The sequence below is a fragment of the Aeoliella sp. genome (assembly GCF_965227375.1).
GTDB lineage: Bacteria > Planctomycetota > Planctomycetia > Pirellulales > Lacipirellulaceae > Aeoliella.
The window spans coordinates 895,017-910,842 of record NZ_CBDDFX010000002.1 but is presented as its reverse complement, the minus strand read 5'-3'; the positions used below and the strand labels follow the sequence as shown (position 1 = coordinate 910,842).

The window sequence follows — 15,826 nt, the reverse complement described above, 5'->3', positions numbered from 1 at the left end:
CACAAGTCACGCGGCGTTCGCTTTACAGCGACTTTTCCATGTGGCGGTGCGGGATTCCGACTTCGACGAACTGCTCGCCAACCGTGCGGTAGCCGAGCCTTTCGTAAAAGCCCACTGCTTCGACCCGTGCAGCGAGTTCCAGCGACTCGACGCCGCGACCTCGCAGGTCGTCTTCCACCGCGGTGAGGAGTTTTCGCCCTAGACCTTGCGACTGAAACGTCGTGTCGACCGCCATCTGGCGAATCTTCGCACGCTGGTCGTCTTTCAGAATGGCAATCGCACACGCCACGAGCCACTGGCCGTCGAACAGCCCAAAGTGCAACTGGTCGCGCTCCGCCGGCAGGTCTTCAGTGTACACGTCCAACCCCAGCGGCAACCGAAGCAGCTGATTGCGCAGCTCGAGTTCCTGGCGGTACTCCGGCGTGTCGTATTGGATGGGGCGAACTTCCATTCCAGCGTGCTACCTTCACGCGAGTGGGCAAGCCGTGCCCAGGTCGGCGATTGCCTGCTGGGTGGCTGCTTCGACTGCTTGTTGCCAATCGAGTCCTGCGAACTCGTCTCGCGCGTGCGCGAAGATGATGGCCCGCGAGCTGTTCACTACCGCTCCCAAACCACTAGAGTCGAACGCACCGGCCACATCGGCCGCGGTGCCACCTTGGCTGCCGTAGCCGGGCACCAGGAACCACGTGTGCGGCATCCGGGCGCGAAGCTCGGCGAGTTGCTCGGGGTAGGTTGCCCCCACCACCGCGCCGGCGACACCGTAGCCACACTCGCCGGCCAAATCGCGACTGAGCGACTCGACCAGGTCGCCGACCGTGCCATAGATCGTTCTTTCGCCCGCGGTCAGGTCCTGCAGGAACTTGCCACCAGGGTTGGAAGTCTTGACCAACACAAACAGCCCGGCGTTGCGCTCTTTGGCCGTGCGGACGAACGGCTCGAGGCTGTCGTCGCCCAGGTAGGGGCTGATCGTCAGCGCGTCGCCCCGCCACGGCGATTGCTCGCCCAGCCAGCCGTCGGCGTAACCTTCGGCCGTGGAGCCGATGTCGTTCCGTTTGGCGTCGGCGATCACCAACACGCCCAACTTCTTGGCGTGCTCCACCACATCGGCCAGCGCCTGCATGCCACGCCACCCCAGCTGCTCAAAGAACGCCACCTGCGGCTTCACCGCCGGCACGAGCGGCGCGACCACATCGAGCAATCCGATGGAAAACTCACGAAACGCAGCCGCCCTGGCATCGAGCGCGTCGCCGCGTTGGAGACTCTTGGGCAGCGATGCGTAGCGCGGGTCGAGCCCCACAACGAGTGGAGTTCGTTTTTGCTTTACCGCGGTGGCGAGACGATCAAAGAAGGAGGGCATGACGGTATAGGTAAGGCTAGAGGAACTACCGTCCCTCTCCCGGACCCTCACCCTGTGTGAGAGCCCGGGAGAGGGGACTCACAGCTCAAGCGATCTTCGCCCGATCGCCGCTCGATGTCCAGGGTCGTTCGTTTCACCCTTACTCTCGGAATCGCTTCCGAAACGCTGCTGGAGTCATCCCCGTGACTTGCCGAAAGACGCGTATCAAGTGGCTCTGATCCGCAAACCCCGTGAGGGCGGCCACGTCGGCCATGCTTCGCTGCGTGGTGGTCAGCAGTCGCTGGACTGCCTGCACGCGCACGGTGCGCAGGTACTGCATGGGTGTCATTCGCAGCAACTGCTTGAACCGCCGGTTGAAGTGCGTGGAACTCAGATTGGCCAACTCGGCCATGTCGGCCATCGAGATGGTGTCGGCGTAGTGCTCGTCGATGTGGCGGACGACCGGCGCCAGTTCCTGGAAGAATTCGGCTTGGTCGTCGGGCGCTTCGATGCGGTACATCGCGCCCGCGATGCCAATCACCTTGCCCGACGTGTCGAACAGCGGGGTCTTTGTCGACACGTACCACCGCGGCCACCGCCGGCGATGCAGCACGGGCCACACCTGGCCGGGCAGTGTCTTGCCGCTCTTCATCACGCGCTGATCCTCGTCCATGTAGGCCTTGGCCATGAGCGGAGGATGGAAATCGAGATCGGTTTTGCCGATCGCCTGCGACTCGTCGTCCAGTCCATGGTTCTCCAGGAACAGATGATTCACTCTCATGAATCGACCCTGGCGATCCTTGGCGTAAAAGTACGCTTGTGGCAGGTGATCGAATAGGCCAATGACCGATTCGGCGAGCGGATATCGCTCGAAGAACTGTTGCTGCAACGACTTGGGGCTACGACGTGACATGGTCAAAATGTAACATTTTGCGATTTCGATGTCCAAGACATCTGCCCCAGTCGGGTAGTAAGATATGCATATGCTCCATCCCACCCCCCTCCGCAGCTGGTCCTGGCTGCTGGCCGTGCTGGCCACGATCACGCTCGCCGCTGCCGAAGAGCCGCCGCTTCGCTTTGGTCGCGACGTGCTGCCGATCCTGTCCGACCGCTGCTTCCACTGCCATGGCCCCGACGAAGCGAACCGGGAAGCCGGACTGCGTCTCGACATGCGCGAGGCGGCCACCGAAGACCTGGGCGGCTACGCAGCCATCGTGCCTGGCGACCCCGACGCCAGCGAGATCATCCAGCGCATCGAGGCGGACGACGAGTCGCTGGTGATGCCGCCCGCCGACTCGCATCGCAAGCCACTAGAAAAGCACGAGCGAGAGATCCTGCGAAAGTGGATCGCCAGCGGAGCAAAGTGGGGTAAGCATTGGGCGTTCGAGCCGCCGGTGCGACCACCTACTGGGGATACCGACGAGCATCCCATCGACGTACTCGTGCGCCGCAGGCTTCAGCAGCTTGGCCTTGCTCCATCGCCCCGGGCGGAGCCGCATACGCTGGCGCGGCGCGTGTCGTTCGACCTTACCGGACTGCCCCCGACGCCCGAGCAAGTCGCGTCGGTTGTTGCCGATGATGCGAGCGCTGCCTACACGCAACTAGTCGACGAGCTGCTAGCTTCGCCCCGCTACGGCGAGCGGATGGCCATGTGGTGGCTCGACGCCGCGCGCTATTCCGACACCGATGGATTTCAACAGGACGCGGTGCGCACCAACTGGCCCTGGCGCGACTGGGTGGTGAACTCGTTCAATGCCAACAAGCCGTTCGACCAATTCACCATCGAACAACTTGCCGGCGACCTGTTGCCCAACGCTACCGAGGAGCAAAAGCTGGCCACGTGCTTTCATCGCAATCACCCCACGAACGGCGAAGGCGGCCGCCATCCCGAAGAGTCGCGCGTCGACTACGTGATCGACCGCGTCAACACCACCGGCACCGTGTGGCTGGGGCTGACGCTCGGCTGCTGCCAATGCCACTCGCACAAGTTCGATCCCATCTCGCAGCAGGAATACTACCAGCTTACTGCATTCTTTAACTCCATCAACGAAACCGGTGAGGCCGGCGGCAAGGCGAGGCCCTACCTGAAACTCCACTCGCCCTACGCTGGAGATGTTGTGGCGAAGGCCGAAGAACTCGCCAAGCGGCGCGCAGCCATTGAGCACGCGGTTCGCGAGCAGGCCGAGCCACATTTCGAGCGGTGGCTCGAAGACCAACTCATCGCCGTGCAATCAGGCTTCGAGCCTTGGACACTGCTGGAAGCCGTGGAATTGGACTCCGATGGAGGTGCCAAGCTCACGCAGGCGGACGACATGAGCATCGTGGCCAGCGGCCGGAACCCCGATCAAGACAACTATCGTGTGGTCGTTCGTTCGCCGCTTCGATCGGTGACCGGAGTGCGACTCGAAGTGCTGCCCGATCCCGCCGGTTCAAAGAATTGGGTTGGACGAGGCAAGTCGGGCGAGTTCGTCGTCACTACATTCAAAATGCAAGTCGGTCGCGACGGGCAGGTGCAGTTCCGCGACACGGAATTCGCCACGGCCATGGCCGACAGCGAGGCTCCGTTACCAAAAGGAAAGAGTGGGAGCCGAACGTACGGGCGGGTCGCCGACCTGCTCTTCGACGATCCACGCAACGGCTGGACCGTGCCAAAAAAACAACTCGACCAGCCGCACACCGCGGTCGTGCGGCTGGCGGCGCCCATTCAACTGGCGGACGACGAGCACTTGGTGATCCTCATCAGCCACGGCTCCGACAGGTACGGCGCCAACCTCGGGCGTTTTCGGTTGTCGGTTACCGATCTACCAGCCCAGTTCATTTCGGTCGACAAGCCCGCACCGCTCGAACAACTTGCTGAGCTAAACGCCGCATCGACCGCCGAGGTCCCGGAGGCGTTGCGAAACGAACTCCGACAGCAGTTCCTGGCCACCTACGAACCGTACCAACAAGCGATGCGCGCGGCCGACGCTGCTCGCAAGCAGCACAAGCAGTACCAGTCGCAAGCGGGCGAATTGAGAGTGATGGTGATGCGCGAGCTGAAGAAGCCACGCGACACCTTCGTCCTGGAGCGCGGCGTGTGGGACCAGCATGGTGAAAAGGTCCAGGCCGGCGTGCCAGCGGCGGTGCTCGAGTGGCCAGCCGAGCAGACCAAGTCGCGACTCGACCTGGCCAATTGGATCGTCGCTCGCGAGAACCCGCTCACCGCCCGCGTGGTGGCCAATCAACTGTGGCAGACTTGCTTCGGGACGGGGCTGGTTCGCACGCCGGAGGACTTTGGTCTGCAGGGCGAGGTGCCCATGCATCCGGAGTTGCTGGATTGGCTGGCAGTGGAACTGGTCGAGAGCGGTTGGGACGTGAAACACGTGCTCAAGCTGATCGTCACCAGTGATACTTACCAGCAATCGAGCAAGTTCACGCCGGAACTATTGGAGAAGGATCCAGAGAACAAGCTACTGGCCCGCGGCGCGCGGTTCCGTCTGCCGAGCTGGATGATCCGCGACGCGGCGCTGGCTTCGAGCGGCCTCTTGGACGACACCTTCGGCGGCCCGCCGATGATGCCCTACCAGCCGCGCGGTGTGTGGGAAGCGTTGTTCAAGGGGCGGTTCGTCTATGAGCCCAGTCAGGGCGATATCCAGTTCCGCCGCACGCTGTACGCGTTCTGGCGACGCTCGTCGACGCCGACCTATTTGTTCGATGTCGCGCCGCGGCGCACCTGCGAAGTCCGCCCGCGGAGGACCAACACTCCACTACACGCCTTGACGCTGATGAACGACCTCAGCCAACTCGAAGCCGCCAGGGCATTGGCCGTGCAGATCGTTTCGCAGCAGGGCTCGTTAGACCAGCGCATCCAGTGGCTGTTCGCCCGTGTCCTGTCGCGGGAAGCAACGGATGCCGAACTGGCAGCACTTCGGCCGCAGCTCGAAGCGTGGCTCGCAGAGTACGAAAAGTCTCCGCAGGACGCCCGGGCGCTGCTCGACTTTGGCCAACCGGAGCGAAAGGTCGACGAGCAATTCCCCGAAACGGCCGCCTACACGGTGCTTGCCAGTTTGGTACTCAACCTAGATGAGGCGATCACGCATGAATAACCAGGGGCACTCGATCACCACCAACGAAGGTGCACGCCAACTGGCTCGCCGCTCGTTCCTGCGTCGTTCGGCCGGGTTGAGCCTCGGCGCGCTGTCGCTCGGCTTGTTGGAAGACGTCGCCGCAGCCAGCAGCCCGTCGGGTTCGATTGGGCGTGGCGATCTGCCGCACTTCACGCCGCGGGCGAAGAACGTGATCTTCCTCACCCAGAGTGGCGGCCCGTCGCAAATCGAACTGTTCGATCACAAGCCGGGCCTTCACGATTGGGCCGGCGTCGAGCTGCCCGACAGCGTGCGCCAGGGGCAACGCGTCACCACGATGACCGCCAACCAGAAGCAGTTGATCATGCCGCCGCGGACGCGATTCGGCCGTTACGGCCAGAGCGGCGCAACGCTGGGCGAGTGGCTGCCGTACCATCGGACGATTGCCGACGACGTGTGCTTCATCAAATCGATGGTCACCGACCAGATCAACCACGCCCCGGCGATGACGAAGTTCCTCACCGGCCACCAACTCGTCGGGCGGCCCTCGATGGGCGCTTGGACCAGCTATGGACTCGGTAGCGCGAATCGCAACCTGCCCGACTACCTGGTGCTGATCTCGAAAATGAACCGCCCCAGCGATCAGCCGCTGTACGACTACTACTGGGGCAGCGGGTTCCTGCCGTCGCAGTACCAAGGCGTGCAGCTCCGCGCCGAGCGCGACCCGGTGCTCTACCTGCAGGACCCCGACGGCATGCCGCGCAGTGTTCGCCGGTCGATGCTCGACGGTCTTTCGGAACTGAACAAGATGCGGCTCGACGAAACGAGCGACCCGGAGATCGACACGCGCATCCGCCAGTACGAAATGGCGTGGCGGATGCAAACCAGTGTGCCGGAGCTAGCCGACTTGAGCACCGAGCCCGAGTCGACCTTCGAACTCTACGGACCCGACGCGCGCCGGCCAGGCAGCTACGCGGCCAACTGCATCATGGCGCGGCGGATGATCGAGCGCGGCGTGCGGTTCGTGCAACTGTTCCACCCCGATTGGGACCACCACTCGCAGCTCAACAGTTGGTGCGTCGCCCGCTGCCGCGACACCGACCAGGCGAGCGCCGCGCTGGTGACCGACTTGAAGCAGCGCGGGCTGCTGGACGAGACGCTCGTGATTTGGGGCGGCGAGTTCGGACGCGGCGTAGCAGGGCAGGGCGATTGGAAAAGTGTCGACGCTGGACGCGACCACCACCCGCGATGTTTCACCATCTGGATGGCCGGCGGCGGCGTCCAACCCGGCATGAGCTACGGTGCCACTGACGACTTCAGCTTCAACGTGGCCGAGAAACCCGTGCACGTCCGCGACCTCCACGCCACGGTGCTGCACCTGCTGGGCATCGACCACGAGCGTTTCACCTACCGCTTCCAAGGCCTCGACTACAAACTAACCGGCGTCGAACCGTGTCGCGTGGTCAAAGAGGTCTTGGCCTAAGGCGTTTTCGAAGATCCCGGCAGCTCGCGTCGTTCTCTAATGCAGACTCGTCGATAGTCTACTCGGCCTTGTCAGGAACCCAGGTGACCCCAACCGCCAACCTCTTACCTTCCTTGGTGAACAAGCTTTCTTCACGGAGGTCCTTGTCGACGATAAATAGATTTCCGCTTCGCGTTCCCATCGCCAGCTTCCCGCTGTCCGACAGAGCCATATCAAGAATTGCATCGCGACGCCAATCCTTGCTGATATCCAGCTTGGTCGTACTTTCATCGGGTGCGATCCTGGTGACTGTTGCTGACTGGGCGATATAGATGTTTCCGTCTGTGTCGACCGCCATCGCTACCGGCTCTCCACTCGTTCCGACTTCTTTGGTCTTGTTGAGGGATTCCAAGTCGTACGCACGCACGGCATAGCGAAAGAGCTTCCCCGCATCGAATCGTTGCACATCCAGTTGCCCAGTAGTGTAGTAGGTTCCGTCTGGGCCGAACGTCATGCACTTGCCCGACGGTATCGCGATAGGCGTGTGGGCTGTGGCTTGAGGGTCGAGCAAGTACGCAACTTTATACGTCACAAGTGCAGCGACTTCGCCACTGTTGCGTAATGCAATATTTCCATTGAACCCACTGTGCGAAACAGGGAACGACCAATAGCTCCATTCCTTCCTGTCACGGCCCAACTGCGCTACGCAGGCCATGTGTTTGCCTGACGCTGCTTGCTCAGCCGCATACAGAATGTACAGCGTTCCATCAGCGGCGACAGCCAGATCTGTTACATTTGGCGTATGTTCAAACCCTGGTGGCTTGGGCAGATCGATGGATTGCACGACTTCGCATTGCGAAGTGACCTCGAACATCGACAACCTAAACAAAGAAAGCAGATTGCCAGGAGTGAATGGCTTCAGTTGGCCAGTGAATGGAATCCGCTCAACAGTTCCGGCAGCCGACGCCTCGTCCTGCTCATGACCGTCACCCGACTCCGCCAACCGATCGATTTGGAGATCATAGTAGAAGACCTCTTTGTCTCCCCACCCTAGAAACCGCTGACCTTGTGGGTGAGGGAGCAGACTGCTTACTTCGTTGCGAGGCACGACGAACTCGCCGACTTGCTCTCCCCTCGAATCGAAGGCGTACAAGCTGCCTTGCCGGCTAAGCAAGCAAGTCACTCCCGACTGCGGATCGACGACTACAGGCCCTTGCGAATTCATCATGAACTCGAACTTCGGCTGCATGTCCGCTTGCAGGTCGCCAACGATGCACGTTCGAGAACGGGGTTTGAGAGAGACCAGCGTGCCGTTTCCAATGAATCGAGTCTCTAAATCGAACAATTTTTCGTAGACCAGGTCTTCGCCATCGACGCGGAACCGGTGCAGCTCCTCTTCATGCTGTTGACCACCCAGATATAATTGCTTGCCATCGTTGGACAGGTATGGCGGTCCGAAGCCGTAATCGAACGTGGTCCTTCCCACGCGGAGGTTGCAGCCTAAACCGTTCTTGATCCGGTGAATCTGACGGCCGTGCTCGTAGTCCACCATCAGCAATTGGGTGAAGGTTCGTGGCTGGGATGGATCTTCCGACCATGTCGCTCTTCCTTCGGCGAAGCCAATGTCCGATGATGGTGAGGCCGCCACCCAGCGGACACCACCAGTTGGAATCGTCTGCTTTACGACCAGAGTCTCTGGATCAAGAACGAAGATGGTCTCCGATACGGCGGCAACCACTCCCGCCTTGGAGTACGCGAGCGAAGTGCAGGGCGTCTTGAACTCCAGGTAGACCTGCTCTCTGAAGTCAGTGGTACTGATCTTGCGGACGGTGTTCTTGGCGTCGGCCAGGTAAAGCCAAGCGCCATCGGGCGAGAACACAGCCGGCATGGTGGGAATACTTTGCCTCGGCCCCTGCGACACGGGCTCAATGTCGAGCCGTACCGTACGCCGGCCCCCCGCACCAGGTACTCTGTTTCCCCAAATCTCGCGACTGTTCTCTGGCTGCGGAACGTCCACCTTCAGATCACTGTTGTCCGCCGAAACGCGGGTGCACTCCGAGGTAATTCGGTAGGTGCCATCCGCAAGTTGGACTGGTCGGGCGCAGTCGAGGGGTTTTCCGTCAACACCCGGGATAGCGGGTAAACGATCTCCATCGCGCGCGAACCGCGTGCTCCAGTGGAGTACTCGCGGGGGCAGGTGAACTTTCGCGCCCGACTCGTCCGTGTAGGATAGCTGACTATTGAAAGCATACTCGCCAAGAGGTCCTGGGTTCTCTGCGGGCATGCGTGCACCCAATACTTCAACCTCTCCGATTCTGCTGACTGCCGGATACTGAACTGCAAAGGCATCGGAGGGCGCCTGATTTGTCAGTTCCATCGTCCTCGCGTCCGGCAGCGTTTCGACGGGCTGCTGTTCAACCCGAGCGAGGCCAATACGCGCTCGCGCACGCCTTGCGTCTGCTATCCACTGAATGCTCAGCCGAGGCTCTCGTACTCTGTGGCAAGGGTCGTTGATCACGGCGGCAAACTCGTACACCACCTCCTTGGTGTTTCCCGACTCGAAGCCAAATTGCAGAAATGAAATCGTTGGTTCGAGCAAGTCGGTTAGAAAACTGGGCAGCTTAACAGCGTACTGCGAGCCGTCGGTAGCGTTGCTTGGACGAAACCCTGGCGCGAAGCCGACTACCTCGCCGGAGGTCGTGGCAACCACCGCTAGCGATAGCGTGGGCGTCTCGCGACACACCATGTCGAACGAATCGACTTGTCCCTTTCGGTCGAGGTTGACCTGACCGAGTGTTGCCATCTCGGAAACACCGGAATACGCAGTAGGCCGGTTCACCTTGTCCGATTCATATCCAATCACGTGAACTCGCATATTGGGCGCAGGTTGCTTCACCACATCCAAGGGAATCGGCGGCGGAAGCTGATCCGCCGGAGCGGAGAACACGCTGAACCGATACTGATCAAAAGCGGAAGTCCGACGACAAGCAACGGCCTTGCGCTGGCGCCCCTTGCCAAGTATCACACGATACTGGGGATCATTGACGTTCGTACCAAACTCGTAGTAAGCCTTCCCGATGGCACGGTCGATGGGGGCAGCGATCAAGGCCTCGTCGCCAGTGCGGTGAAACACCACACCAGGCACGACACCGACTTCCCCGTCGATTCGGACCGCCACCAGAACCATGGCGTCGTTGATCGTCTGCAGCTTAGCAGCTACCGCTGGCGACGGCTTGTCCGCATTGCCAGACTCCGAATCGCCTACCGCAGGCGACTGCGCCAGGCTACGAGTCGAACACCCCGCAGCCAATGCTACGGCAAGCACCGCCGCAACCAACGAACAACTGCGAGCATATTTTGTGGAACTCATCGTATCTCTGCTTTCAGCAAGGCAACATCGTCACCGACCTGGCTTTCTTATGACGGGTGGCTCTGCGCAGGTCGTCCCATCCGGCGTTTCAAACACGAGCTGCAACGCGAGTCCTTCTCGACTCAAATCTCCTTCGAGAGGCCAATCCATGTCGGCCACCAAGGTAATGTGGCTATCGAGGGCTCTGTAGCTCGACAATACCTTCTTCAAATGTTCATCCGGCGCCCGGCGTTCGAGAATCAGCGCATCCGATTCCGTCTTTATCAAGCGTGGGTCGTCTTCATCCAAATGAATGCGAAACTTATCATTGGCCCTTCTTGGATTGAACCGCAGCCGAGGATTGCGCATCTGCTCGAAAGGGTCCGCAACGAACACAACAAACTGCAGCGCGCGGTTGTCCCCGTCCGTAGGCTTGAACGCAAACGCTATGTTGACCTGGTACGGCAAATCCAGATCGGCAAAGAGGATGGAGGGCAGCTGCATTGTATGAAAGCGAGGCGGATCGGATACGCCATTCGATTTCCGCCTCCGGATTGGCTGAACGTGATCCGTCACCACGCCAATGAACTGACCTTGCTCGTTGACCACGAGTCCAAAAGTCGGTACCGGCGGAAGTGCTTCTAGACGGAAACTGGTGATGGTGCCGTCGTAGGCGCGAAAGATGCGGTGGACCTTGGCAGCTTGCTGAACGCGAGTCGCCGAAGGGAATCGCCCGCGCTCTATCTGGTAGCCCAGCAGCGAGACAGGCTGGCCACGGGTTGGTAGCTCACCAGCTTCCATTGGCACTGGATCAGGCATTTGGTCGGCGGGTGCGGTGAGCAGGACCATTTGGCCGTGGCAGCACGAACTGAGCCACGTGGCCGGCACCTTAGAAGTCGCATCCTTGCCAAGCGATACAAAGAACGACGTGGTAGAATCCATCGCCTGGTTCATGGCGGTCGTTCTGAAGACGACGAACGCATGATCGCCCTCCTTGCGCACGACAATTCCAGGTGCAACGCGGCCTTGCTCGCCTTGCTGCCGCCAAACCGCAACAGCAGCGGCCTCTAGTTTCGCGAGCGACTCTCCAACTTGCGGCGGAACTGGCTCCTGGTTCTCTGACAACTTGGCGACGTACTCTTGGTCTGCTTTGCTGAGCCGCGACAAGGGAATGGAAACCAGCCGGCCGTTGGGCAGCTTCAGTTGCACCGCATCGGCATCCGTGCGCACGAAGGCGGCTTCCGACTTGTGGCGGCCCGACGAATCGGTCCAAGTGCGCATGGCCTCGGCCGACTGGACTCGGCTGGGGCACCACAACGCGACCAACAAAGAGAAGGCGGCCAGCAAGATAAACGCACGCCTTTGGCCACAACGAGAGTCTATCGCTGGCACTAAACGCTGCGGGACATCAAGAGCTATTCTCATCGCGACACTCGTTCTCCGTTCGTTGGCATGGCAAGCGGAACCTACTTCTCGACTTCCAACAAATCCGCCAGATCCCACAAATCTCCTCCACTAAAGCGCTTCGCCCGATGGGCCGCCAGCGCAGTCGCCAGCAAGCTCTGCTTAAAACCAACGCAGTCGGGCTGGGCCAGCAAAGGCAAGATGGACTCAGTGGCTTCGGGAGACATACCGCCAACAAACCACTGCAACACTGCTTCTTGGTAGCGATCTTGCGGCCGTGTGGTCAGTATGCCCTTCGCATCCAATTTTTCTACCAAAGCCAGGCTCTCCTCGAGCGGCAGCCCACGATGGCTCCTCAGAAACAGTTGCAGGTTTTGCCTGCGAGTCTGCAGTTCGTCCAAATCATCTATCGACACCTCCGGCGTGTTCGCTCTCGGTGGTCGTCGCGAAGTGGCCGGATTCGGCGGCAGCTCGAGACCTAGCGACTCGGCTTGAGTGTCGGCTTCTTGTTGCTTGGAATCTGACAACTGTGGATGTAACGCCCTATATAATCGCTGCAAGAGCTTGCGTTGCTCGCGGTTTGTCTCGTCCGGCCAACGCTTTAGAACCATCTGCGTGGCGGACCACGCAGCATCAGCAGGAAGCAGACGCCCCATACCAATCAGACATCCGCTAAACTCCGTACTGCGCCGACGCTGCTTCGGGTCAGTATATCGAGCATAGGCGTCCCAGCAGGCGGCGTAGAACGCTGGCAGGTCCTGCTCTGGAATCTTCGGCGCTGTGACCATGATGATCTGATCCCATCCCTCCATGATGCGCGGCAGGGGATCTTGAGAGATTTCCTCGAGGAGCGCAATCCCCACTCCGGGCGAGGCGGTCCCTTGGCACATCTGGATGGAACTGCAGGTTTTCTTCAGGCCAACCGGGTGGCTCTCTCTGCCAAAAGAAACCAGACAATACAGGACCGTGTCCATCACCTCCGGCGACATTGTGGCTTGTGTCTTGCCCAGTACCTGAGCCACTTCCGACGCCAGGCTTTGTGGATTGGGGTAAACACGGACTACCTCGGGGTCCGCAGGCAGGGCGTCCGATTGATAGACAATCTGGCAAAGCACCTTCACCAGCCGATCTCGTAGCGGAGCGGCGTCTTCGGGATCGAGGGTGGGAAGTAGCTCGCTTAGGGGATCGCAGAAAAATCTCCCGCCAACAGGCCGAGGGCCTCGCCAGTTGCCCGCCTGCGCTTCTTTCACCGCAGCCTGGAAGTCGTCCAGCAACTTGTTGGCCATTGCCATGCGGGTCTCGCTGCTGACGTCACGACCCAATCGCGCCACGCTTTGGGTAAAAGTCGCGAGATGCAGTGGATTATCCGTTTCCTGCATTCTGCCGAGAAGTTCCTGAGCAATCAGGTCGCGATTGTCGGAGGGGATACTATCCAGCAACGGAGCGACCAACTCCATCAATGACACCCGCTCAATGTCCGGCAGCGAATCGTACATCACGCGAAGCAATTCGTGGACTTCGGACGAAGGCAGTTCGCTGGCTACTAACCTCATTAGTGCGCTGGGACTCGACATCGAAGAACCGCTGTCACGAACCTCGCCAGTAACGATCCGTGGCAACAACTGCCTGATCAGCCCAGGCCACTCCTCACGATCGCGGGCTTCCAGGAATGCGAGCACATGGCCTGGCATCTTTGGGTGAGATTGTCGATCAGCCACACTCAAGCGCACGAGCAGCCCAAAAGCTCGCTCCGCGTCGGCGGTGGAAAGATCGGACGCTACGGCCGCCAGGCCGCCAGCCAGCACCTGAGCTTCTGGCGTTGCGCTGGTGCCGGTCAGGGTGGCCATGAGTTTGCCGAAGGCCTTTTGCTTGTCTTCAGGGTCCAGACCTGCCGCGATTGCCGCCATGGCCGGAAGGCACTGATTGTCGACCAAGGCTGTTCGACGCGAACCACCCGATTTCTCGGGATGATAGTCCGTCTTATCCAGCACCAGTTCGAAAGCGCGATAGCGATCCTCCGAATTGGCGTTGGTCAGCAGTCCCGCCAGTCGTGCCAACACTACCGCTGTGATTGCATCCGGATGTTCTTGGGCCTCTGCCATCAGCTTCGCCGCCATTGGGTCCGCGTCTGCTTTCGGTACCGCGTCGGCGATGGCAGCCAACGAAGCCCAAAGCTGTCCTGAAGCCACCATGCCATGGTTCTTCGATACATAATCGACGATGATGGTCGCCGTCTTGCCGCTACAATCTCCCCCGCACTCCGGCAACGCAAAGGGGTATTGCACCGCAGGCCTGTCCGACGTTCGAATACGCTCGAACAGCCAACGAGTCACCTTATCACCCGCTTCGGTCGGCATCGCGGCTACGAAGTCGCGATATACACTAGGGTCGACGGTCAGTCCCTCCTGCTCGCCACCAAATGGCGAAGGCTCGAGGAACTCTAGCGCCGCTACGCACTCCTCGGGTTTCAACGCCGACGCCACGGCCGTCAAATGCATTACCCATCCCAGCAGTCTTTCCTTCTCGCAAGTCTTCATCTCCATCGCAATCGCGGTGGCGAGTTCCCGGCGATCCTTCGGCGAGCAGTAGTCACCGGCAAGAAAGAGGTCAGGAAGGTCCGGAGGCCCATCAGCTTCCGGGCCGGACGGTTGTGGGCCTTTGGAGCTGGCCTCCGAATTTGCCTTGTACAAGCGTCGTGCCTGCAATGCTGCAAGGAATGCCTCTTTCTCCTGCTGGGCAAGCACGCGAAGCTCCGCTTCCGGCAATTCGGCGAACAGTTCGGGGAACGAGCGCTTCATGCGGCCCAATTCTCTCCCCATGTCGTCATTGGATAGACACTGAACCGCCGGTTGCGGGTCCGCCTTCAGTAGAGCTGCGAAGAGTTTGGCGCATTGAAGCTCTTGTTCCATCTCTGCGTCGACAGCCATGCCATAACTAAGGTTGTTCCGGGCTCTTACAATCTTGTGAGGCCGGCGGAGAAACCAGCGTAGCAGTACTCCATAGTCCGTGCCTACTTGCTTCGCTTCGACCTGAGACAGCTGTTCGAGCAAGCGAAGGTCAATCGGACGCAGGTAAGTGCGTTCGAGTTGCTGCAGCTCCAACACCGCTGCCCACAAGCGGCATCGCTCCACGGGATCGACCGTTGCAAGCCCCTCCGAATAGATGTCGAGTCGGTAGAGCGTCGAATAGACACTGTCCGGGCGATCGGCCTCCGGCGTGTCGAGCAACACGCGAAGTGCCTTCTCACCGAAGCCAGGAACCACCTCCTCGTCCGCTCGCAGGAACATGCCAATCCGAACTGCCGCTTGGTACGGCTTCGAATCTGCTTCCTTCTGACAGCCGGGTTGTACAACCTGCTCAATGACTTGTGCACGCATCGCCAGGTCTAAACCGACGGCCGCGTGTGCGGCGTCTTCCACCCGACGGATGACCTCCGGGTGTTGCTCCGCGGATTCGACCAATTGCGTCAATACTGCCACACGCGCATCGGGTTCGACACGGCGAATCTCTCTCAAACTCTCCTCTTCTGCTGCTGAGCGAAACAGTCGAACGGTAGCTTCGTTGGCATCGCCATCGTCCGCCGACGAGCCGATGGCCTCTAAGTAGCGCTCAACCAGAGGGGTAACCTCTGCGTCCGTAGCCACCTTGGTGATGGGCACGTCGCTAATCGGCGCTGGCGAGTCTGGCGCCGCAAGCCCGGACGATTCGGGCTGCGAGCAGCCCACGGGGAAGAGGAGTACCGTTGTAAGAATGAAGGCGGATAGAAAACCCCTACTCACAATTCAACCCCCTTGGTCTGAATTCTAGTGTGATCCCCTTGATTATCCGACAGCGCGGCGCGCCCCGCAAGTACGAAAGCCGCGGAATTGGCCAACAGCGCAAGGCGACCAGTCGAACGATTGGTTCAAGCATCTCCAACGTGGCAACGGCTCACCAAAAACTGCTAGCCGCCACAAACTCCAGCATTGCTCCTCGAGGCGGCTGAATACGCCGCTTGGGCTCGCTGAAGTCAATAAGAAAGCTGATCTTCTTCGGCAGGAATGCGAGCAGCGCTAAGTTAGCTGGGGAGGCCCAGAATGCGCTTAGCCTCGGCGATCGCGAAGATCCAAGAAGGGCCCCTACGAACACAGCATCTCCCAGGGTTTTGTGAGAGCAGCGTCGCCCGAATTCGAACCGGGGATGTCGGATTTGCAATCCCAAACACACTAGTA

General features: G+C 60.3%; 8 protein-coding genes. 2 read left to right on the top strand and 6 right to left on the bottom strand.

The window, feature by feature from the left end:
• Window positions 1–22: 22 nt before the first annotated feature.
• The 3 genes from ACQK2L_RS16740 to ACQK2L_RS16730 form a co-directional block, all read right to left on the bottom strand.
• Window positions 23–451, bottom strand: coding sequence for a GNAT family N-acetyltransferase (locus ACQK2L_RS16740; protein ID WP_425398173.1), 429 nt, complete (start codon window positions 449–451; stop codon window positions 23–25).
• Between the two features lie 15 nt (window positions 452–466).
• Window positions 467–1,357 (bottom strand): orotidine-5'-phosphate decarboxylase, encoded by an 891-nt coding sequence (gene pyrF / locus ACQK2L_RS16735; RefSeq protein ID WP_425398172.1) that lies wholly within the window; start codon window positions 1,355–1,357, stop codon window positions 467–469.
• Between the two features lie 139 nt (window positions 1,358–1,496).
• Window positions 1,497–2,249 (bottom strand): helix-turn-helix domain-containing protein, encoded by a 753-nt coding sequence (locus ACQK2L_RS16730; RefSeq protein WP_425398171.1) that lies wholly within the window; start codon window positions 2,247–2,249, stop codon window positions 1,497–1,499.
• 70 nt (window positions 2,250–2,319) lie between these two features.
• Here ACQK2L_RS16730 and ACQK2L_RS16725 point away from each other — a divergent pair, with 70 nt between their 5' ends.
• Both ACQK2L_RS16725 and ACQK2L_RS16720 read left to right on the top strand, forming a co-directional pair.
• On the top strand, window positions 2,320–5,421 hold the full coding sequence (locus tag ACQK2L_RS16725; RefSeq protein WP_425398170.1) for a PSD1 and planctomycete cytochrome C domain-containing protein: 3,102 nt from the start codon (window positions 2,320–2,322) through the stop codon (window positions 5,419–5,421).
• Window positions 5,414–6,883 carry a DUF1501 domain-containing protein gene (locus ACQK2L_RS16720; protein ID WP_425398169.1) on the top strand — a complete coding sequence of 490 codons (1,470 nt, stop codon included), beginning with the start codon at window positions 5,414–5,416 and terminating at the stop codon, window positions 6,881–6,883. Before ACQK2L_RS16725 ends, ACQK2L_RS16720 begins: the two co-directional genes overlap by 8 nt.
• Before the next feature lie 58 nt (window positions 6,884–6,941).
• On the opposite strand, the gene ACQK2L_RS16715 is transcribed toward ACQK2L_RS16720, so the two are convergent.
• The 3 genes from ACQK2L_RS16715 to ACQK2L_RS16705 are packed head-to-tail and all read right to left on the bottom strand — an operon-like array spanning window position 6,942 to window position 15,394.
• A complete protein-coding gene (locus tag ACQK2L_RS16715) occupies window positions 6,942–10,232 on the bottom strand; it encodes a hypothetical protein (protein ID WP_425398168.1) in 3,291 nt (1,096 codons plus the stop codon).
• 30 nt (window positions 10,233–10,262) lie between these two features.
• Window positions 10,263–11,636: an SHD1 domain-containing protein gene (locus ACQK2L_RS16710; RefSeq protein WP_425398167.1), complete on the bottom strand. Its 1,374-nt coding sequence runs from the start codon at window positions 11,634–11,636 to the stop codon at window positions 10,263–10,265.
• A 41-nt stretch (window positions 11,637–11,677) separates the two neighbouring features.
• Window positions 11,678–15,394: a hypothetical protein gene (locus tag ACQK2L_RS16705; RefSeq protein ID WP_425398166.1), complete on the bottom strand. Its 3,717-nt coding sequence runs from the start codon at window positions 15,392–15,394 to the stop codon at window positions 11,678–11,680.
• Window positions 15,395–15,826 lie beyond the last annotated feature (432 nt).

Excerpts from the sequence above, each read along its gene's own strand:
- ACQK2L_RS16740 (WP_425398173.1), bottom strand. The coding sequence starts at position 451 with ATGGAAGTTCGCCCCATCCAATACGACACGCCGGAGTACCGCCAGGAA.
- pyrF (WP_425398172.1), bottom strand. The coding sequence starts at position 1,357 with ATGCCCTCCTTCTTTGATCGTCTCGCCACCGCGGTAAAGCAAAAACGA.
- ACQK2L_RS16730 (WP_425398171.1), bottom strand. The coding sequence starts at position 2,249 with ATGTCACGTCGTAGCCCCAAGTCGTTGCAGCAACAGTTCTTCGAGCGA.
- ACQK2L_RS16725 (WP_425398170.1), top strand. The coding sequence starts at position 2,320 with ATGCTCCATCCCACCCCCCTCCGCAGCTGGTCCTGGCTGCTGGCCGTG.
- ACQK2L_RS16720 (WP_425398169.1), top strand. The coding sequence starts at position 5,414 with ATGAATAACCAGGGGCACTCGATCACCACCAACGAAGGTGCACGCCAA.
- ACQK2L_RS16715 (WP_425398168.1), bottom strand. The coding sequence starts at position 10,232 with ATGAGTTCCACAAAATATGCTCGCAGTTGTTCGTTGGTTGCGGCGGTG.
- ACQK2L_RS16710 (WP_425398167.1), bottom strand. The coding sequence starts at position 11,636 with ATGAGAATAGCTCTTGATGTCCCGCAGCGTTTAGTGCCAGCGATAGAC.